General features: G+C 72.4%; 19 protein-coding genes. 8 read left to right on the top strand and 11 right to left on the bottom strand.

Translation table 11 applies throughout. The features are described 5' to 3' along the window. Positions 1-271 precede the first annotated feature (271 nt). Entirely contained in the window at positions 272-730 is a 459-nt protein-coding gene (locus QNO09_RS06635; RefSeq protein WP_283969104.1) for a pyridoxamine 5'-phosphate oxidase family protein, read from the top strand. On the opposite strand, the gene QNO09_RS06630 is transcribed toward QNO09_RS06635, so the two are convergent. The 3 genes from QNO09_RS06630 to QNO09_RS06620 form a co-directional block, all read right to left on the bottom strand. After that, positions 702-1,646: an oxidoreductase gene (locus tag QNO09_RS06630; RefSeq protein ID WP_283969103.1), complete on the bottom strand. Its 945-nt coding sequence runs from the start codon at positions 1,644-1,646 to the stop codon at positions 702-704. The two genes, QNO09_RS06635 and QNO09_RS06630, sit on opposite strands and share 29 nt — an antisense overlap. A gap of 42 nt (positions 1,647-1,688) precedes the next feature. Further along, positions 1,689-3,050, bottom strand: coding sequence for a phosphoinositide-specific phospholipase C-related protein (locus tag QNO09_RS06625; protein ID WP_283969192.1), 1,362 nt, complete (start codon positions 3,048-3,050; stop codon positions 1,689-1,691). A gap of 72 nt (positions 3,051-3,122) precedes the next feature. Then, complete coding sequence (locus QNO09_RS06620; protein WP_283969102.1) at positions 3,123-4,013, bottom strand: glycoside hydrolase family 19 protein; 891 nt, start codon at positions 4,011-4,013, stop codon at positions 3,123-3,125. 358 nt (positions 4,014-4,371) lie between these two features. Between QNO09_RS06620 and QNO09_RS06615 the strand changes: the two genes are divergently transcribed. Then, positions 4,372-5,421 (top strand): acyl-CoA dehydrogenase family protein, encoded by a 1,050-nt coding sequence (locus tag QNO09_RS06615; protein WP_283969101.1) that lies wholly within the window; start codon positions 4,372-4,374, stop codon positions 5,419-5,421. A 372-nt stretch (positions 5,422-5,793) separates the two neighbouring features. Here QNO09_RS06615 and QNO09_RS06610 read toward each other — a convergent pair whose 3' ends face one another. Beyond that, positions 5,794-6,000: a DUF8839 family protein gene (locus QNO09_RS06610; RefSeq protein ID WP_283969100.1), complete on the bottom strand. Its 207-nt coding sequence runs from the start codon at positions 5,998-6,000 to the stop codon at positions 5,794-5,796. A gap of 210 nt (positions 6,001-6,210) precedes the next feature. On the opposite strand from QNO09_RS06610, the gene QNO09_RS06605 reads away from it, so the two are divergent. After that, positions 6,211-6,651, top strand: a complete 441-nt coding sequence (locus QNO09_RS06605) for an SPW repeat protein (protein WP_283969099.1) — start codon at positions 6,211-6,213, stop codon at positions 6,649-6,651. Positions 6,652-6,971: 320 nt separating this feature from the next. Here QNO09_RS06605 and QNO09_RS06600 read toward each other — a convergent pair whose 3' ends face one another. Further along, positions 6,972-7,805 (bottom strand): GNAT family N-acetyltransferase, encoded by an 834-nt coding sequence (locus QNO09_RS06600; RefSeq protein WP_283969098.1) that lies wholly within the window; start codon positions 7,803-7,805, stop codon positions 6,972-6,974. Positions 7,806-7,994: 189 nt separating this feature from the next. Here QNO09_RS06600 and QNO09_RS06595 point away from each other — a divergent pair, with 189 nt between their 5' ends. After that, positions 7,995-8,480, top strand: coding sequence for a nucleoside deaminase (locus QNO09_RS06595; protein WP_283969097.1), 486 nt, complete (start codon positions 7,995-7,997; stop codon positions 8,478-8,480). A 217-nt stretch (positions 8,481-8,697) separates the two neighbouring features. Here QNO09_RS06595 and QNO09_RS06590 read toward each other — a convergent pair whose 3' ends face one another. Then, complete coding sequence (locus tag QNO09_RS06590) at positions 8,698-9,375, bottom strand: chaplin (RefSeq protein ID WP_283969096.1); 678 nt, start codon at positions 9,373-9,375, stop codon at positions 8,698-8,700. Positions 9,376-9,651: 276 nt separating this feature from the next. Here QNO09_RS06590 and QNO09_RS06585 point away from each other — a divergent pair, with 276 nt between their 5' ends. From QNO09_RS06585 to QNO09_RS06575, 3 genes are all read left to right on the top strand, one after another. After that, on the top strand, positions 9,652-11,223 hold the full coding sequence (locus tag QNO09_RS06585) for an alpha/beta fold hydrolase (RefSeq protein WP_283969095.1): 1,572 nt from the start codon (positions 9,652-9,654) through the stop codon (positions 11,221-11,223). 51 nt (positions 11,224-11,274) lie between these two features. Further along, on the top strand, positions 11,275-12,369 hold the full coding sequence (locus QNO09_RS06580; protein ID WP_283969094.1) for a baeRF3 domain-containing protein: 1,095 nt from the start codon (positions 11,275-11,277) through the stop codon (positions 12,367-12,369). Between the two features lie 330 nt (positions 12,370-12,699). Further along, positions 12,700-14,109, top strand: a complete 1,410-nt coding sequence (locus tag QNO09_RS06575) for a PP2C family protein-serine/threonine phosphatase (RefSeq protein ID WP_283969093.1) — start codon at positions 12,700-12,702, stop codon at positions 14,107-14,109. Between the two features lie 5 nt (positions 14,110-14,114). Here the strand turns inward: QNO09_RS06575 and QNO09_RS06570 are convergent, their stop codons facing one another. Further along, a complete protein-coding gene (locus tag QNO09_RS06570) occupies positions 14,115-15,608 on the bottom strand; it encodes a DNA-binding protein NsdB (protein ID WP_283969092.1) in 1,494 nt (497 codons plus the stop codon). Positions 15,609-15,842: 234 nt separating this feature from the next. Between QNO09_RS06570 and QNO09_RS06565 the strand changes: the two genes are divergently transcribed. Then, complete coding sequence (locus QNO09_RS06565) at positions 15,843-16,982, top strand: aminoglycoside phosphotransferase family protein (protein WP_283969091.1); 1,140 nt, start codon at positions 15,843-15,845, stop codon at positions 16,980-16,982. Positions 16,983-17,050: 68 nt separating this feature from the next. Here QNO09_RS06565 and QNO09_RS06560 read toward each other — a convergent pair whose 3' ends face one another. The 4 genes from QNO09_RS06560 to QNO09_RS06545 form a co-directional block, all read right to left on the bottom strand. Further along, positions 17,051-17,548: a hypothetical protein gene (locus QNO09_RS06560; RefSeq protein ID WP_283969090.1), complete on the bottom strand. Its 498-nt coding sequence runs from the start codon at positions 17,546-17,548 to the stop codon at positions 17,051-17,053. Positions 17,549-17,683: 135 nt separating this feature from the next. Then, positions 17,684-18,439 carry a CGNR zinc finger domain-containing protein gene (locus QNO09_RS06555; protein WP_283969089.1) on the bottom strand — a complete coding sequence of 252 codons (756 nt, stop codon included), beginning with the start codon at positions 18,437-18,439 and terminating at the stop codon, positions 17,684-17,686. A 39-nt stretch (positions 18,440-18,478) separates the two neighbouring features. Beyond that, entirely contained in the window at positions 18,479-19,381 is a 903-nt protein-coding gene (locus QNO09_RS06550) for a universal stress protein (RefSeq protein ID WP_283969088.1), read from the bottom strand. 160 nt (positions 19,382-19,541) lie between these two features. Then, the gene (locus tag QNO09_RS06545; protein ID WP_010033039.1) at positions 19,542-19,784 is read right to left on the bottom strand and encodes a DUF397 domain-containing protein; all 243 of its coding nucleotides are present in this window, start codon (positions 19,782-19,784) and stop codon (positions 19,542-19,544) included. Positions 19,785-19,809: the final 25 nt, after the last annotated feature.

The raw sequence follows: 19,809 nt of genomic DNA, 5'->3' as shown, positions 1-19,809 counted from the left end.
CCTGCCGGCAGTCGGCCCGAGGTCTGTACATCGCAGGATGTTCACCCTCACGGTGACTGCCTCGGCGTGCGCCGCGACGGCGGCATCGCCTCCATCGCGTTCACCCTGCGAGGCGCTCGGACCGGCCCGAGCGTGGGATGCGGACGGTGGGCATGAGGGCCTGAGCGTGGTCGCGAGTCCTGCGAACAGCGTCTGCTACTGCTACTGCACCGCAGGTCCTAGGACCGGAGCCGGAGGCGCCACGCCCCTCCTCGCCGCTAGCGTCACCTCCATGAAGATCACTGAGCCACCCCGCACCCCGGAGCAGCGCAAGGCCGACCTGCTGGGCCGCCTGGAGCGGGAGATCGACATCTGGGTCGCGACGGCGGACGCCGAAGGGATGCCGTGTCTGGTGCCGCTGTGGTTCGTCTGGCACGACGAGGCGGTGTGGCTGTGCACCCGGCTGACCAACCCCACCGGCCGCAATCTACGGGAGGGCGGGCGGGCCCGGCTGGCCTTCGGGGACACCCGGGACGTCGCGCTCGTCGACGGTGAGGTGCGGACCTACCCGATGCGGGAGGTGCCGTCGGCGGCGGCCGAGGCGTTCCGTGGGAAGACCGGCTGGGATCCGCGCGAGGACCACGCGTCGTACGCGTTCTTCCGGGTGCGGCCGCGCGCGGTGCAGGCGTGGTGCGAGCAGCACGAGCTGCCGCGCAGGCATCTCATGCGGGACGGTGTGTGGGCCGTGTAGAGGTCGTTCCAGCGTCCTTGCGGTGCTGTCCGCCGAGCCGACCCAGTTCCTCGTCGGTGAGACGGATCGCGCCCGCGGCCACGTTCTCCACGAGGTGTTCGGGGTTGCCGGTACCGGGTATGGCGAGGACGTGGGGGCCCTGGTGCAGGGTCCAGGCGAGGCGGATCTGGGCGGGGCTCGCGCCATGGGCCCGGGCCACGGCGCGGACGTCCTCGTCGTGGGCGGTGGTGGCGCCGTGCTCGGCGGCTTCGCCGGCGACGGCGTAGAACGGCACGAAGGCGATGCCCTGTTCGCCGCAACCGCGGAGGAGTTCGTCGCTGTCGGGGTCGGGGCGGTCGAGGGCGTACCGGTTCTGGACGCAGACCACGGGGGCGATGGCCTGTGCCTCGGCGAGATGCCGCGGGGTGACGTTGGAGATGCCGAGGTGGCGGATCAGGCCCGCCCGGCGCAGCTCGGCGAGGGCGCCGAAGTGCTCGGCGATGGAGTCGTACGCGGGCATCCGGCGCAGGTTGACCACGTCCAGGTGGTCGCGGCCGAGCTGGCGCAGGTTCTCCTCCACGTGGCCGCGCAGGTCCTCGGGGCGGGCCGAGGCGCCCCACTCCCCGTCGTAGGCCCGGTACGGGCCCACCTTGGTGACGATGACCAGGTCGTCGGGGTAGGGCGCGAGCGCGCTGTTGATGAGTTCGTTGGCGGAGCGCAGCGACGAGAAGTAGAAGGCCGCCGTGTCGATGTGGTTCACGCCGAGGTCGATCGCCTTGCGCAGGATGGCGATCGACCGGTCGCGATCGCTCGGTGTGCCGTGGTGGAAGGCGGCGCTGCCCGTCAGCCGCATCGCGCCGAAGCCGAGGCGATGGACGGGCATGCCGCCGAGTTCCCAGGTGCCCGCGGCGGCCGCGTTGATCGTTGGTGAGCTCATCGGCGGAGTCTCACACACGACGCGCGGGCGGGCGAAGCCGGTTCACGGGTACGTGTACGTGTTGAGGGTGGTGACGGCGGAGGCCGGGTTGCCGCGGTCGTAGTGGTCCACGGCGAGGAAGTTGGGCTTCTTGCGGGCGGCCGGCTGGCAGAACCTCTGGGCGCGGTCGGCGAGTTTGGTGTTGTCCGTGCCGGCCGTGCCGGTGAGCGGGACGTCACGGAAGTGGTTCATGACGAACAGCGGGCGGAAGCCGGGTTCGGTCCGGGTCAGCGGGATGTTGGTGTCGGCGCCGTACCAGCGGCTGTAGCAGGACCAGTCGGAGGTGCCGACGCCCGAGCCCATCGACCAGTGATTCTCGACGGTCCACTCGCGCTGGTACATGACGCCGAAGCTGTCCCGGGTCAGACCCGCGGCCTGGTCGGCGGAGCGGCTGTGGTCGGTGAAGATCAGCAGCCGGTCGCCCGCGGCGGTCAGGTCCGCCATCGTCGGCCAGCCGCTGTGCCGTACGCCGGTGAGGTCGGGCCGGTAGAGCACGTCCGCCAGGCCCTTGACGCGGGCGAGTTCGGCGCGCAGGACGGCCGGGTCGACGTAGTCCTCCAGGAAGACGGTGACGAACTGGTCGGGGTGGGCCTTCAGGAAGTCGACCATGCGCTGGAGGTCGACCCACAGGGCGACGGGCCTGCTGACCAGGGTGCAGCTGTTGTGGCAGAGGATCGCGCCGTCGGGTGTCTGGTGGATGTCCAGCATGAACCCGCGCACCCCGTCGGCGAGTTGGCGTTCGATGCCACGGGTCTGGTTGGGCACGAGGTTGACGAAGGGCGGGGCGAAGCCGCCGTCGACGCCGTTGGCGTACGCGTTGTGCGTGGTGAGGAAGGTGACCTGGTCCAGGGTGCGCCGGTCCTGCGGCGGCATCGGGCCGGTGGCCGGTGTGACCGGGGTGAGGTACCAGGCGGCGAGGTCGCCGGATCCGCCGAGGGTGAGCCGGGCGGGGTAGGTGGCGCCGGACGGCTTGGGCGCCACGGTGAGGTGACGCGAGGTTCCCGGGGCCTTGAGCGTGTAGCGGTCGGCGCCGAGAGGGCTGATCTCCCACCCGGCGTCGGTGCCGGCGCAGGCGACGGTCGCGGCCTGGTCGCCGTCGCGGCCGAGGCAGGTGCCGGGCGTGTCGGTGCTCTCCAGCAGGTAGGTGGAGCCGTTCGGCTTCAGCTGCCACTGCTGGCGGTCCTCGTTGCCCCGGGGTCTGTGCTGCTCGACCGCTCCGCCGGTGTCGGCCGCGTTGAGCCCGGTCATGACGCTCTGGACGTAGTACACGCCCGGAGCCGGGACGGCGGCGGCAGCGGGCTGGGGGGCCACGACCGCGGCGGCCAGTGCCGCGGCCGTGGCGAGCAGGGCGTGGGGGGTGCGCAGGCGCATGAGGGATGCCCTTCGGTCAGTCAGGTTCATGACATCCCGCATGACACCACGCCGTGGGGCCCGGCGTCAGCAGTACAGGTTGCCGCCGGGTGACGTTCCGAGGATCTGCGTGAATCGCTGGTAGTTGTTCACCCGGCTCTGCACCTGCGCCGGGTTCTTGCCGTCGCACTCCATGAAGCCGTTGATGCTGCGGATCGTCTGGCCGAACCCGGCGCCGTTCACCATGGCGTTGTGCGGGGTCATGCTGCCGGGACCGGTCTGGGTGTTCCAGTACCACAGGGCCGTCTTCCAGGCGACGGCCGAATCGTTCTGCACCAGCCAGGGGTTGCCCAGCAGGTCGATGCCGAGCGCGTCGCCCGCCGCCTTGTAGTTGAAGTTCCAGCTCAGCTGGATCGGGCCGCGCCCGTAGTAGGCGGCCTGCCCGGCCGGACAGCCGTAGGGCCGGTTCCAGTCGCAGTAGTGCGGGTAGTTGGCGGTGTTCTGCTCCACCACGTGCACCAGACCGCCGGTCTCGTGGCCGACGTTGGCCAGGAAGGCGGCGGCCTCCTGCTTCTTCACCGTGTCGCTGCCGGTGTTGGCGAAGCCGGGGTAGGCGCCCAGGGCCGCGGTGAGGCCGCTGTAGCTGTAGAACGGGTTCCGGTTCGGGAACATCTGGTTGAACTGGGCCTCGGTCACCACGAAGCGCGCGTCGGGCGTGCCGGGACCGTTGTCACAGGCGTAGGGCTCCCAGTACCAGGTGCTGATGATCGGGTCGTAGCCCGGGTTGGCGTGCTCGGCGATGTACGCCTTGCCATCGGTGTAGCGGACGATGTCGCCCGCGGCATACGCCTTCCCGGCCGTCCAGTTCGGGTAGCTGGAGCACGCCGCCGCCGAGGCGTTCGTGGCGGGCAGGAGCACCGGCGCGGTGCCGGCGAGGGCGAGGGTGGCCAGGACTGCGGAGATGCGGCGTCTCGACACGGGTTCAACTCCTTCGCGGAGCACGGCCGCGCCCCGACGAGGGCAGGGCGAAGCAGACCCTTGACCGCACGCACCGGTGGTCCGGTCACGGCGTGGGGGCGACCGTGGTGGGGGGCTGTGGAGCCATACTCAACCGCGTTGGTCTGTACCAGTCAAGGGTGTAGACCAGTCAGGTGCAGACCCGCTGCCCCCGGGCCGGGTGACGTCCGGTCAGCGCGCCGCGGGGCCGGGGCCCGGGGCATCACACGCGGGCGGGGTCCGCCAGCGTCGCCGCCAGCCGGTCCAGCAGGGACCGCAGGCCCGCCGACACGGGTCCCGGAAAGGCGTCCCACACCGCCCGAGGGCGAGAATCCCTCCCATGACCACCACACCCCATCCCCTCGTCACCGGCGCACACCGCCTGGCACACGATCTCCTCGTCCCGCAGGCCGAGCGGGTCGACCAGGAGGAGGTGCCCGCGAGCCATGTCGAGGCGGTGAAGCGGGCCGGACTGCTCGGGGTGGTCGCACCCTGGGAGTACGGCGGGGCGGACGCACCCGCCGCCGTGGCACGGGAGACCGCGGAGATCCTGGCCGGGGCGTGCTGCTCCACATGGTTCGTGCAGACACAGCACCACACGCCGGTGAAACTGCTCGCCACCTACGACTCGCCCGTCCGGGAGAGGCTGCTGCGCCCGCTGGCGACCGGCGAGCTGATGGCGGGCATCGCCTTCGCCCATGTCCGGGCCTTCCCCCGGGTGCCCGTGCGGGCCGTTCCCGAGGAGGGTGGCTGGCGGTTCGAGGGCAGGGTGCCCTGGTACACGGGCTGGGGCCTGAACGACGTGATGCTGCTGGCCGGGGTGACCGACACGGCCGAGGTGGTGTTCGTGTTCGCCGAGGCCCGTGAGCAGCCGGGGCTGACCCCCTCGGCGCCGATGCGGCTCGCGGCCCTGACCGCCGCCCGCACGGTGTCCCTGGAGCTGGACGGCCTGTGGGTGCCGGCGGAGGCCGTCGTGCTGCGCACGTCGCAGGAGGAGTTCGCGGCGGTCGACCTGCCCCGGGCCGCGAACGCCAGTCCGGCGGTCTTCGGGGTGGCCCGCGCGGCCCTGGAGCTGGTGGCGCGAAGCCCGGAGGGCGAGGAGACGGCCGAGACACTGCGAGCCCGGCTCGCTCAGGTCCGCCGGGAGGCCTACGCCCTCGCCGACCGGCCCGCCGGGCACGACTGCGTCCCGGAGCGGCTGGCCGTGAAGACCCGGGCGTTCGACCTCCTGCGCGCGGCCACGACCGCGGCGATCGTGGCCGGGGGCGGCCGCTCCATGGATCGGGGCAGCAGGGCCCAGCGGCTGGCGCGCGAGGGGATGTTCCTGCTGGTGCAGGGCCAGACGGCCGAGGCCCGCCGGACGCACCTCAGTGTGCTGGCGTCCGGCTAGCTGTTCTGTCCGAGGAGGAGTCCGGGAGCCGATCGCCGTTGATACTGACGAGGTGTCAGGTCGCGGATCCGGCGGGGAGAAGACGCGGCGAGCCGGGAAAGTCAGGCTGCGGCGCGACAGGAGACGCTGGAGGCGCGTGCGAGGTCGACGCGGCGTCTACGCGGCGTCGACGCGTGAGGTCCGGTCGTATGGTCATGCCACGGATCGCGGCAGCCGGCATCCGCCGGGCCGGTCCGCGCCGACGACCGTCAGAGAATCCGGCTCAACTCGCACTCCGGACCCGCTCCTTCACCCTGCCCACCCCGGAAAGGCCTGCGCGCCCCCGCAGTTCGGAACGACCGCGGGAGCGCCCTGGGGGCAAGGGACCGGAACTCAGTCGCCCGACGGAACGACGACGAGGAAGGCGTCCGACTCCAGGTCCATCACGACAGTGGCGGGCTCGCCCTCGGCGCGGCAGCGCGCCGCGTACTCCTCCGCGGGCCAGGATCCTCGCGGGGATCCCGCCGGGAACCGTTCCAACACCTTCGCGCTGATGGCCGCAGTCACGTCCGCTGCCCTCCCCTGTCCCGCGCCGCCCATCGGGCGACGTCCGATCGGTCGCTGTCGTACACATCCGGTTGCCCCCGATCCGCACGGACATGTACGGCCGGGCACACCGCGCTCCGGTCCGGCCTCCGCACGGTACGACCTCTACACATAAGGGAAAAATAAGAGCAGAATAATGCTTACGCGGCGTTTACCGCACTTCTCACCCGACGCGGTCGCCCTGCACCAAGAAGGAGACGAGTCATGGCCAACGTCTCGCCCACCAGAGGTGACATGACCGGCCACCCCGATGCCTCCGAGATGCGGGATCGGTACGCCCGCGTGCTCGGTGGCCGCGATGTGGCGCTCGTGGACGGACCGGTGTTCCTGCTCGGTCTGTACTGCGCCGCCTCACCGTGGATAGTCCACTACACGGCCAGCCAGCCGTCGCTCGTGACCCACAACCTGATCATGGGCATCGCGATCGGCCTGCTGGCGCTCGGGTTCACTCGCGCCCCGGAGCGCATGTACGGCCTGAGCTGGGCCATGTGCGCCATCGGGGTGTGGATGATCATCTCGCCGTGGGTCGTCGGCGAGAACCCGGACGCCGGTGTCGTGTGGAACAACATCATCATCGGTGCGCTGGCCGTGATCCTGGGGCTGGTGTGCGCCGGAACGGCGGCGAAGGCCTCCAGCAAGCCATAGCGCCCGCCGCACGGGAATCGAGGGCCGGTCCGCGTTCCGGACCGGCCCGTTCACGTGGGCGAGTGATCATCGGTATCGGTCCGCCGCGCCAGGGGCTCGCGCAGGGCGGTCGGGGCGTGGATCACGGTGTCGAAGTGGTGCCCGTCGACGACTCGCGACAGTGCGTCACGGTCCGTGAGGTCGGCCCCGATGCCGTGGCCGTCGCCTCCAGCGGAGGCCGGTGACCTGGTGGCCCGCCTCGGTCGGGGCCCGGGCGATGTGACCGCCGAGGACACCGCTCACCCCGGCGAGGAGGATGCTCTGGCTCGTACCGTTCGTCGTCATGCCCCTGCGGCGGACCGGCTGGACGCGGATGTGCCATCCGTGCCCGGGCTCGGCCGGGGCGTGTACATGTACGGCGTGGTGGTCGTCAGCGGCACGAAGCCGAGCCGTTCCAGGATCGGCCGGCTCTGGTCGGAGGCGTCGACCTGGAGGTAGCGGTAGCCGCGGCTCGCGGCGGCGTGCGCACGGTGGGCCACCAGGGTGCGGTAGATGCCGCGGCCGCGCCAGCCCTTCACGGTGCCGCCGCCCCACAGCCCGGCGAAGGGCGTGCCGGGCACGAGTTCCATCCGGGCCGCGCTGACCGGCTCGTCCCCGGCCATCGCCACGACGGCGACGACGGTGTCCGGGTCGGTCGAGAGGCGGGCGAGGAGCTGGTGGCGCAGCCAGGAACTGTCCGTGCCGAACGCCTTCTCGTGGACGTCGGCCACGAGAGCGACGCCCGCCGGGTCGGTGACCGGCTCGACGCGCACCCCCTCGGGTGGTTCGGTGCCGAGGGTCAGGTCACCGACCTCGCCGATCATCAGCGTCTCCTCGGATCCGGGTGTGAATCCGGCCGCCAGCAGCCGTCGCCCGAGGTCCGCCGGCCGGTCGTGCCCGTACAGCTTCCACTCGAAGTCCAGGCCGAGCTCCCTGTAGTGGCCGACCTGCCCGGCGATCGCCGCGTCCGCTCCGGCCTCGTCGAGGCCGGACCACACGACACCGTTCCAGTCCCGGGCCGAGGCGACCTGGCGGACGACGCCGGCGGTCCGCTCGACACGGGCGTCCGGACCGTCCGGCCGCGCTCCCTCACGCAGGTCACGGTCGAACAGGGTGAGCAGCTCAGCATGATCCATGGGTAGACCCCAGCAGCCGCCGGACCGGAGGGCAACGTGTTTTCGTCCAGTGGCCCCGTTGCTTTCCGCCGGACGGCCTCGTTGCTTTCGGTCCCGTCCCCGTTCCTTCCCCCGGCCCTGTACCTTTCCGCTTGCGCATCGGCGCCATAAGGTCCTGATGATCACCCAGTCACGGGAAAGGCCGGTCCCATGGTCGTGAAGGACACGGAACTGCCGCATCTGCGCCGCTGCGTGGAGCTCGCGGCCGAGGCGCTGGAGGCCGGGGACGAGCCGTTCGGCTCGATCCTGGTGGGCGGGGACGGCACCGTCCTCGGGGAGGACCACAACCGGGTCGCCTCGGGTGACCGCACCCGGCACCCCGAGTTCGAGCTGGCGCGCTGGTCGGCTGCGCATCTCACCCCGCGGGAGCGGGCCGCGGCCACGGTCTACACCTCCGGCGAGCACTGCCCGATGTGCGCGGCCGCGCACGCCTGGGTCGGCCTCGGGCGCATCGTCTATGTCGCTTCGTCCGAGCAACTGAGCGCATGGCTGGTGGAGTTGGGAGTACCCGCGCCGCCGGTCCGCGCACTGCCCGTACACGAGGTCGCACCCGGTGTAGTCGCGGACGGGCCGGTCCCCGAACTGATCGAACAGGTACGGGAGTTGCACGTCAGGTTTCACCGAGGACGCGACTGAGGCGCGGGCCGCCCCGGCATGGAGCGGCGGATCCGGGTCGGCGGTATCGGCCCGGGACGCAGCCGGCTCGGGCGAGCATCGACGTGGACCCGACCTCGCCGACCACGGGACTCGGGGATGGTGCTGCTCACGGGCGTGGCGGAGGCGATGCAGACCGGCTTCGGCAGGTCCCGCCGCCGGGCGACGGGGCCTTCGGAACCCGGTCGCGGCCGGCCGCTCAGTCATCCGGCCCCGGGCGGAACCTGCGGCGCAGCACCACTCCCCCGGCGACCAGCGCCGCGCTCGCCGCGACGGCCTGAAGGGCGTCGTGCGTACCCGTGTGGGCCAATGCGCCCCTGGCGTGCTGGACGGTGCGCGGGGCCGGTTCCGGAGCGGATTCCGGAGCCGGGTCCGGCCGGGGTGGAGCGGTCGGCCTCGGGACCGGCTTCGACGGGTGCCGGGGGCGGTCGGGGCGCTCCGCGTCGGGGGTGTTCGAGGACGCGTTGCCGGTCGACGGGTTGCCGATGCCGACCACGTTCACCGAGCTGCCCGTGACATTGACCGGGAGGTCGACCGGAAGCTGTACACCGTTGCCGGAGATCACTCCGGGTGAATCCTTCCCGCTGCCCTGGGCGGCCGCGCCGCCGGTACGGCCGGGTCCGCCGCCGCGTCCGTCGTCCTCGTTGGCGCAGCTGTTGCCCGCGGCGGGGTTCAGGAGCCCCACCACGTTCACGGTGTTGCCGCACACGTTCACCGGGACGTGCACCGGCAGCTGGATGGTGTTGCCGGAGACCACCCCGGGCGAACCGGCCGTCGTGCCGTCCGCGCCGGCGCCGGCGTACGCCGGGACGGTCATGGCCATCGCGCCCGAGGCGGCGGCGACGGCGATCACTCCGTTTCGGGTAACCCGTCTCATGGGACCCCTGCCTTCCAGACATCGTCGCGGGCACTCACCCGCACAAGGCAGAACGCCGGGCGGCCGGTCCGAGTTATGGCTTATCGGCCTTTCACTCCATCGAGCGGCCCGGTTGTCGAACTAGCGGTAAAGCCCTTCGTATGCGGGCGCCGAGCCGCGCGGGCGCGGCGCACCGTTCCGCCCGCCCGGAGGCGTGGCTTCCGGGGCCCGCATATGGTGAGCGGGAGCGCCGTTTCCCGGTCCGCTGCGGAGCGTCCCGCGCCCCAGGAGGCATCGATGCTGGCCAAGCTGTCCACGCGCCCCTCGATACGGCGCTGCGCGGTCACCGGCACGGCAGGGCTCGCCCTGCTGGGCACGGCACTCCCGGCCGCCGACGGCCCCCCGCCCGCCCTGACGCGCTTCTACGACCAGAAGGTCACCTGGTCGGCATGTGAGGGCATGGACATGCCGAAGGACCTCCAGTGCGGGAAGGTCACCGTCCCGCTCGACTACGCCGAACCCGGCAAGGGCACCCTCGATCTCGCCGTCGCGCGCTACCGCGCCACCGGTACGTCCCGGGGCTCGGTCCTGCTGAACTTCGGCGGCCCGGGTGCCCAGGGCGTGGCGCAACTCGCCATGGGCGGCAAGGACTTCATGGGCCTGACGAACGGCTACGACGTCGTCTCCTTCGACCCGCGCGGCGTCGGCCGCTCCTCGCCGGTCAGCTGCGGGAACGCCTCGGACAACGCCCTGGACGCGACGGACGGCAACGCCGACGCGACCGACGCCCACGCCGTGCTCGAAGAGCTGCGCGCCGCGGCGGCCGAGTGCACCGAGCACTCGGGCCCGGTCCTGCCCCACATCGGCACGGTCAACGCCGCCCGCGACCTGGACGTCATGCGCGACGCGCTCGGCGACGACCGGCTCAACTATCTGGGCTTCTCCTACGGCAGCCGGCTCGGCGCGGTGTACGCGGCCCAGCACCCCGAGAAGGTCGGCAGGATGGTGCTGGACGGCGTCGACACACTGACCGAGTCGCTCGCCGACCAGGGCGTGGTGAGCGCACAGGGACAGCAGACCGCACTGGAGAACTTCCTCACCTGGTGCACCGAGGACATCGCCTGCCCGTTCGGACGCGATCCGCGCGCGGCCCGGGAACACGTCGTCCAGGTGGTCGAGTCGCTCGACAAGGACCCGGTGCCGACCGACTTCGGCGAGGCCTTCTCCGGCCAGGACTTCGCCGGCGCCCTGGGGCAGGGCCTCTACAGCAGGGAGCTGTGGCCCTCACTGCAGCGGGCCATCGGCGAGCTGCTGGAGGACGGTGACACGCGCGGTCTGGAGACGTTCCTGTCCGGGGGTTTCACCCTCCCGCTGCGGCGCGGCCCGCACGCCGGACTCACCGACCCGGCGGACGTGCCCCTCGACAACCTGCCGGCGGCGCTGATGGCGGTCAACTGCGCGGACGATCCCGACCGCCCCGCCGCCGCGCAGGTCACGAAGGACCTGGGCCGGCTGCGCGCCCGCTACGAGCAGGCATCACCGGTCTTCGGCCGGTACCGCCTGACCCAGGTGCTGATGTGCTACGGCCGCCCCAAGGGCACCGACTACATCCGCGACGACGTCAAGGACGTCGACACGCCGAGGATGCTGCTCGTGGGCACCCGCGGCGACCCGGCCACGCCGTACCGCTGGACGGTGGAGACGGCCGAGCGGCTCGGATCGTCGGCCGTGGTGCTCGACAACCGGGGCGAGGGCCACACCGGCTACGGGTCCTCCAAGTGCGTGCACGGCAAGGTGGACGCGTTCCTGCTGTACGGGACGCTGCCGCCGGACGGCAGCTCCTGCGGCTCCGACCGCGATGACGAATGAGATCGAATCACCCCAAATGCCCCCACGCCGAATTCGCTCTATCGTTCTGTCATGGAGAGCGTTCTGAGTCCCGCGACCCTTGCCGAGCTGCGGCGCCCGCGCCCCTACCCCGCGGTCTCCGTGCTGACGCCGACACATCGGCGCGATCCCTACAACGCCCAGGACCAGGTCAGGCTGCGCAACGTGGTGGCCGAGGCCAAGAGGCGACTGGAGGCCGACCCGGCGGTCACCCGGGAGCGACGCGCCGAGGTCGCCGGGCACCTGGACCGGGCCCTGTCCGAGGTCGACCTCACGCACGCCGAGGACGGCCTGGCGATCTTCGCCGCTCCGGGCGAGCACCAGGTGTGGTCACTGGCCAGGTCCGTGCCCGAGCGCGTGCTGCTCTCGGACACCTTCCTCACCCGCAATCTCGTCTCCGCCCAGACGGCCGGGCGGCCGTTCTGGGTCCTGTCCCTGGCGGCGGACCGCGCCACCCTGTGGAACGGCGGCGTCGACCGGGTCGCCGAGGCCCGCGTCGGCGGCTTCCCGCTGACCCGGCGCGTGGAGAACTTCGACCCGGAGCGGCAGCAGCGCATCGGCGACATGCCGAGCGCGTTCCGCGAGGAGCGCACCCGCCAGTTCCTGCGCGAGGCCGACACCGCCATGAACGCCGTGCTGCGCGCGCATCCCAGGCAGCTGTACGTCACCGGCGAACCGGCCGCCCTGTCCCTGCTGGACGAGCTCGGCACCACCGCCCGCGGCGCGGTGCACGTCCCGCACGGCGGACTCGCGCACGGCACCCCCGAGGCCGTGTGGCGGGCCCTGCGCCCGGTGGTCGAGACGGAGGTCCGCAGGAGCACGGACGCCGTGACCCGTGCCCTCGATACGGCGCGCGGGCGGCGGGAGTTCGCCGCCGGCGTCGACGAGCTGTGGCAGAGCGCCCGGGACGGCCGCATCCGGCTGCTGGCCGTGGAGGAGAACTACCGCGTGACGGTGCGCGACGCCGGCGACCATCTGGTCCTCGCCGAGAGCGGCGATCTCAACGCACGGGAGGACATCGTGGACGAGATCGTCGAGCAGTGCCTGGAGACCGGCGCCGAGGTCCGCTTCGTACCGGACGGCACGCTGAGCAAGGCGGAGGGCATGGCCGGGGTGCTGCGGTACTGACCGCGGCACGGGCCGGACTCCCCGTGAGGCGTCCGACGGGTCCTGGGGCCACCGCTCGACGAGGTTCGAACACAAGCCCGTCGAACACCCGAAGCGACCTCGCACCATTGCCCGATGGACCGTCAAATGCCCTGTGTACTCTACGACTTGAGTCTCCGGGTGGCGCCCTCCGGACCTACCTCGGAGTAACTCCGTGAGACTGTGGCATATGCCAGAAGCACCACCGTATCGGGTGTCGCCGAATCCCTTACAGGGCGTCGCGGGCTGTGCGACAGTCGTAACGGTCCCTCCGTCCGCCTTGGTCGTACCGTCCCCGCATCGGAGTGCGTCATGCCGTCCCACCTCTCCGCGGACCGCCCAGCCGCCCAGCCGCCCGGACGCGGCTCGGTCGACGCACTCATATCGCAGACGCGGCGACTCAAGGGCGACGTGGACGCGGTGCGCCGCGACTCCGAGGGGGCAGGAACGGACCACCCTCGCGAACGCTGGCAGCGCGCCCTGTACGACCTGGCCCTGCACCAGCTCAACGACCTCGACGAGCACTTGGCGCAGCTGCGCGACGGCCCCCGGCTCACGGCGGCCGTCTCCGCACCCCGCGTCCCCGCGCAGGGTTCATTACTCAGCCGCGTCGGCAGCGCCGAGTGGAACCTGCTGACGGACGAGGCCAGTTGGTCCGGTGAGCTCTACGAGATCCTGGGCCGCGACCCGGCCGCTCCCCCGCTCACCCTCGACGAGCTGCCGTCCCTGGTGCTCGACGAGGACCGGCCGAAGCTGACGGCGATGGTCACCGACTGCCTCATCGACGCCCGGCCCATCGACGGCGAGTTCCGCGTCGCCCGCCGGGACGGCGACGTACGGACGGTGCACATGATGGGCGAACCGGTGCTCGACGCCGACGGCAGCACCGCCTCGATGTGGGCCGTGCTGCGCGACGTCAGCGAACTGCGCCGCAGCCAGCGGGCGGTGAGGGAGACCGGCGACTCGCTGCACCAACGGCAGGAGGCGGCGCACCGTGAACACCGGCTCGCCCTCGAGTTGCAGGAGGCCGTGCTGCCACCGTGGGGCGCTTCCCCGCGGCTCCCGCACCGGGGACCGCGGAGCCTGGGCCTGGCGGCCCGTCACCTGCCGGCGTCCACGAACACGCTCATCGGCGGCGACTGGTACGACGCACTCGAACTGACCGACGGTGAAACGCTTCTCAGCGTCGGCGACCTCACCGGCCAGGGGGCCGGTGTCACGTCGAACACGACCATGCTGCTCGGTGCCGTACGCGGTATGGCGATGGCCGGTGCCCGGCCGGGGCAGTTGATGGCCTGGCTGAACCAGTTACTCGACGCCACCGTGCAACCCGCGCTGGGCAGCGCCGTCTGCTGCCGCTACCGGCCCGCCACCCGCACCCTGGTGTGGGCGCAGGCCGGGCACCCCGCCCCGCTGCTGTTCCGCGACGGGACGGGGCGCGTGCTGGGCGCACCGGACGGCGTCCTGCTCGGCGCCACCTCGGGCGCCGTCTACGGGCAGGCCGAAGAGACCCTCGAAAAGGGCGACCTGCTGCTCCTGCACACGGACGGGCTCGTGCCCGGGCACACGGGATCGGCGGCCGCGAACCTCCTCCTGGGTCTGGCACCGCGCCTGGCCGAAAACTCCACGGCGGAGGACTGCGTACAGACCGTGGTCCAGGGGTTCGGCGAGAGCGAGCGCGACGACAACGCCTGTGTGCTCGTCGCCAAGGTCACATCCTAGGACCCTCAGGCCTGGGCGCGGTTGCCGCCCCTGGCCTTCGTCTTGGGCAGGGCGAGCTTGATCTCCTCCCTGAGCTCCTGGATCTTCGGGGAGCCGGAGTACTCGGCGGTGAGCCGGTACATCTGGCGCAGCCGGTCCCATGTGCGGTGGGAGGAGTTGGACCCCATCGATACCAGGGCCAGCCGCGCGTACCGGTCCGCCTGTTCGGGGTCGTCGGCGATGAAGCAGGCCGACGCCATCGACAGATAGTCGAAGATCTTCGACCGCTGCCGCCCGTCGACCCGCAGGGCGAGGGCCTTCTGCGCGTAGTGCTGGGCATGCGCGGCAGCACCCGGCTCGAACTCGGCGAGCGTGCGATAGGCCAGGGCCTGCATGCCGTACAGATCCTCCTCCTTGAAGGTCTGCATCCAGTCCGGCGGCGGCACGTCGGCCTTGTCGGAGACGAACAGGTCCTCCGCCCGCCCGAGCGTACGGCGCATGGCCTGGCCCTTGCCCATGGAGGCCTGTGCCCAGGCCTCGATGGTGTAGAGCATCGCCCGGGTGCGGGGCAGCACCTCGTCACCGGAACCGGACGTGGCGAGCTTCATCAGCTCCAGGGCGTCGTCGGGCCGGCCCAGGTGCACCATCTGGCGGGCCGCGCGGGACAGGGCCTCACCCGCACGGGGCCGGTCCCCGCCCTCTCGGGCCGCGTGCGCGGCGATGACGAAGTACTTCTGGGCCGTGGGCTCCAGGCCGACGTCGTGCGACATCCAGCCCGCGAGGACGGCGAGGTTGGCGGCGACGCCCCACAGACGCCGCTGGAGGTGGGGTGGGTGACGGTAGGCGAGCATGCCGCCCACCTCGTTGAGCTGGCCCACCACGGCCTTGCGCTGCAGCCCGCCGCCGCGGGCCGCGTCCCAGGCGCGGAACACCCCGACGGAGCGCTCCAGTTCCTCGATCTCCTGCGCCCCGATGGGGGCGGCCTCGTAACGGTCGAACCCGGCGGGGTCGGCGTACCGGGGATGGTCGAGGTCGGGGGCGCCGACCGCCAGGGAAGGGTCGGTGTGCAGCCAGTCGTACATGGCGCTGCTGAGTACGGATCCCGCGGCGAGCGCGGCGCCCGCGCCCACCAAGCCGCGTCGGTTGAGCATGAGGTCCATTCCCGTGAATTCGGTGAGGACCGCGGCGGTCCGCTCGGGCGCCCACGGCACACCGTCGGGAGCGTCCGCGCTCCCGCCGCCCTGCCGATTCCCCGCACGCCCGTGCCGGACCAGACCGAGGTCCTCGATGGTCACGACACGGCCGAGACGCTCGGTGAACAGAACCGCCAGCACCCGCGGAACCGGATCGCGCGGGATCTCTCCCGTGTCGATCCAACGCCGCACCCGGGAGGTGTCGGTCGACAGCTGGGGATGGCCCATGGCCGCCGCCTGCCGGTTGACCAGCCTCGCGAGTTCGCCCTTGGACCAGCCGGCCAGGCCGAACAGGTCCGCGAGCCGGGTGTTGGGTTGTCCGCTCACGTCAAGCCCCCAGGTTCTCGGCTGAGTTGACAGTAGCCCGGGGAGACTTGCCGGGCGACTATTCGCCAGGGTTCGCCAGGGTGCGCCAGATGGTGTGCCACCGGCCATCCGGTGTCAGGTAGGAACGCGCCACCCCGACCCGGTCGCCGCAGGGGCACTCCCCAGGGTCCTCCCGGGCTTCCGGGCCGGGTGGTGCGCTGTCGTCGCAGGCACACGAAGGGATCTGTTTCGCCCATGTACGCAGCATCGTCCTCCGTGTCCGCACCGCCCCGGCCGCTGCACCCCCGTCCCACGGACAGCGGCCCCTACCTCGCCCCCGCGCGGCCGGCGGCCCCCGTGCTCGGTGCGGGCAGGGCTCGGCGCGGCGCGGTCACCGGCACCCAACCGCTCAGCGGGAGACTCGACTTGTCCGGCCCCCAGGGCGCGCAGCTACGCACGGCGATCGCGTCCGTGCACCGCATCTGCCCGGAGTTCGCCCCGGTGCAGGTGCTGCGCCGCAACGGACGGTCCGTGCTCCTGGTCGGCACGACCGGCCGCAGCACGGCTGTCGCCAAGTGTTTACTGGACCACTCCCCCGCCTGGTCCGAGCGGATCCGCCACGAGATAGCGGCGTACCGCTCGTTCGTCCGGCACCGCCCGCCTGTGCGGGCGCCGAGACTGATCGCGGCGGACCCGGACAACTGCACCCTGGTGATCGAACGCATGCCGGGCCGGGTGGCCGCGCTCCAGCGGCACCCGGCGGAGGCGCCGCCCCGGGCGGACATCAGAGCGGCCCTCGGCGCGATCTGCCGGCTCAACGCCTGGCGGCCCCCGGCGGGCACCTTCGACACGCCGCTCGACTACGCGGCCCGTATCTCGCGGTACCACGAGCTGGGCCTGCTCACCGACCGGGACCTGGGTGACCTGCAGAAGCTGCTGCACGGCATCGCGCAGGCGGCCGGGCGCCAGGGCATGGGCCAGTTCTGCCACGGCGACGCACTGCTGTCGAACATCCTCCTGTCACCGGCCGGTCCAGTGCTGGTGGACTGGGAGCACGCGGGCTGGTACCTGCCGGGCTACGACCTGGCGACGCTGTGGTCGGTGCTCGGGGACGCACCGGTCGCTCGTCGGCAGATCAGCCAGATGGCCCAGTCGGCGGGGCCGGCGTCCAGGGACGCCTTCCTGGTGAACCTGATGCTGGTGCTGACCCGTGAGATCCGTACCTACGAGATGGCCGTACAGCGTTCGATGCACGACCCGACCCCGGCGGCACCGGGCACGGCCCACCCGGGTGCTGCGCCGTCCGGCGAGGAGCAGAGGCTGCTGCTGCGGCGACTGCACGACGACTGCCAGTTGGCCCGGCGCGCCGTGCGCGCGGCGGTCGGCACTCGCTGACGGGGACGAAAGGGCCGCTGTACACCCGCCCGGGTGTACAGCGGCCCCTTCCCGTGCGTGGGTGCGGCTCAGCCCTGCTGGAAGAGTTCCGCGGGCAGCGGCTTGAGGAGGGCGTAGAGGTCGTCCGTGATGGGGCGGTCCCAGGCGGCGATGGTCACCAGGACGTTGTCGCTGCGGTCGAACTGCACGCAGGAGATGCGGCTCTCGGAGAGTTTGACGCGGCGCACGATCAGGAGGTTGTCGCCCTGCATCACCGGCACGTCCTCGGTGCTGACGACGGTGACCTCCTCGTCGTTCTCCAGCGCCAGCAGCAGTTGCGCGACCTCGAAGGGGACCTGCCCGTCGGGGACCTCGCGGGCCGGGGAGCCCTCCGGCAGATTGCCGATGACCATCGCGGGGCCGCGCCCGCCGAACAGGTCGTAGCGCAGAAAGACGCCCTGGCAGGTGCCGTCGGGCGCGGGCAGGAGGCCCGCTCCGAGGTTGCCGGGCCAGTCGCCCGGGTCCATGGCCAGTACGTCGAAGTCGGGCCCGGCGGGAGTGGCGCTGCGGCGGCGGAGGAACGACATGTCGCCCATGGTACGTGCCCCGGCCTGCGAAGTGCGGGCCGGGCGGCGGACAGGGGCGGCCGGTTGTCACCCTGTGCCAGGGGGGAAGGTGGCGGCGGATCGGCCGGCTCGGCCGAACGCCTCGAGCCGAGCCGGTCACAGGCCGGTCGGGTACCGCGGTCGGCCTTGCGGCGTCGATGACGGCAGGCCACTCGGGCGGTCCTCGTGGGGCTGGGTCGTCGTCTTGTGGCGCTGGTGGTGGCGGGCGACTCGGGCGCGATTGCCGCAGGAGGGCTTGCACCACTCCTGGCGAGGGTGCTCCTTGAGGAAGTACCGCACGCAGCGCGGGGCGTGGCAGGCGCGCAGCCGGTCGCGGTCCGGGCCGGTGAGGAATGCGATCACGGCCCGGGCGAGTGCCGCTGTCAGATCGCCGGTGGCGCGCGCGGGCCGCCATCGGACGGCCGGGCCCGCGTCCTCCGGCCAGTGCAGGACCGGCACCGAGGGCGTGCGGGCGGCCGCCGCGTTCAGCTGCCGCACCGCTTCTCGCGGGGACATCAGTCGGGCCGCGTCAGCGGGGCTCGGTTCGTCGGGAAGCACGGCCCGGGCGAAGAGCGCGCGGACGGCGGCCCGTAGCTCGCGCACGGCGGCGAGCTGCGCGGCGTCGGCGGTGAATCCTGCGTCCTCGCCGTCACCGTCGGCGGGCTGCGGTGCCGTGCCGGCGGCGGGGCCCTCGCGGTGATCGCCGGTCCGGCCGAAAGCGGCGTCCGGCAGGACGTCGGGGTGGGCCCGGACCCACGCGGTCAGGCCTGCCGGGTCGGTGAGGTCGTCGGCGACGCCGCCGGTGCCGTCGTGGCGGATGGTGAGGGCCAGGTCGAGGGCGAGCCGGGCGTCCCTGCTGATCGGTTCCCGCATGCGGCTAATGATAGGTCCGGCCGTATCCATTACGGCGGGTCACTCCTCCGGGGGCGACGGCGGCACCACGGCGACGGGGCTCGCGGCGTGCAGCAGGACGGCATGGGTGACCGAGCCCATCATGCGGACGGGTGAGAGCAGCCGCCTCCGGTGACGGCCCACGACGGCGAGGTCGGCGTCCCGGGAGGCCGCGACGAGATGGCCGGCCGCGCCGCCCGCCGCCGGGATCAGTTCGACCAGGACGTCCGGGTGCCGCTCGCGGTGGGGGGCGAGGAAGCCGTCGGCGAGGACCCGGGTCTCGTCCTCGATGACGTGCTGGTCGACGATCGGCGGGGGCATCTCCCCGGGCATCATCCAGGGCTGGGCGGGCCACGGGTAGGCGGCGACCGCCTGGAGCCGGGCGCCGCGCCGGGCGGCCTCGGCGAAGGCGAACTCGAGTGTGGCACCGTCGGGGCCGTCCACCTTCAGGCCGACGACCACCCGCCGGCCGGGACCGCCCGGCGCCTCGCCGTGGACCTCCCGTCCGGGCCGGGGCACCACGACGACGGGGCACTCGGCGTCGCGGGCGGCGGCCATGCTGTTGGAGCCGAGCACCAGACTGGCGAACCCGCCGCGGCCCCGGGAGCCGAGCACCAGCAATTGGGCGGTGGCACCCAGTTCGGGCAGGACCGCGTCGGCCGCGCCCTCCAGGCCGACGTACTCGGTTTCCGGCAGGTCGGCGCGGCCGCCCAGACGGGTGCGGACCTGGTCCAGGACGGAATCGTCCTGCGCGTCCGGCGGTCCGGCCGTCAGGACGTCGGGCTGGGTCCAGTGGGCGTACTGGCGCACATGCGCCACACGCAGGGGCGCCCCGCGTCCGCGCGCGGCGTCGACCGCCCACTCCAGGGCGCGCAGGCTGTCGTCCGAACCGTCGACCGCCGCGACGACAGGCAGGGTGCTCATGGGGTCCTCACCTCCGGGATTCGACCGTTCCCTCCCGGGGCCAGCCTGACTCAGGCGGCGGCTCCGGGAAGATGCCTCCGGTCGCGTGTCCGGAATCGCGGGCGGAACACCCCCGGATCGGCCGTCGGATCCCGGTCGTCCGGAACGGTTCGCCCCGTCGTCAGGTGAGGTCGAACTCTCCCTCCCGCGCTCCCGACACGAACGCGCCCCACTCGGCGGGCGTGAAGATCAACGAAGGGCTCTCCGGGCGCGCGCTGTTCCGCATGGCGATGAAGCCCTCCACGAAGGCGATCTGGACATCCCCCCGCCCTCGGCTGCTGGACTGCCACTGTGCGTTGGTGAGGTCCAGCTCCGGCTTGTCCCAGCCTGTGAGCGGGCGCTGCTGGGTGGTGGTCTCGGCCACGTCCGTGCTCCTCCCGGTTCGTCGT

The organism is Streptomyces sp. 378 (genome assembly GCF_030124145.1).
Classification (GTDB): Bacteria; Actinomycetota; Actinomycetes; order Streptomycetales; family Streptomycetaceae; genus Streptomyces.
Note: the sequence above shows the minus strand (reverse complement) of the source record. Positions and strands in the feature narration are given on the sequence as shown.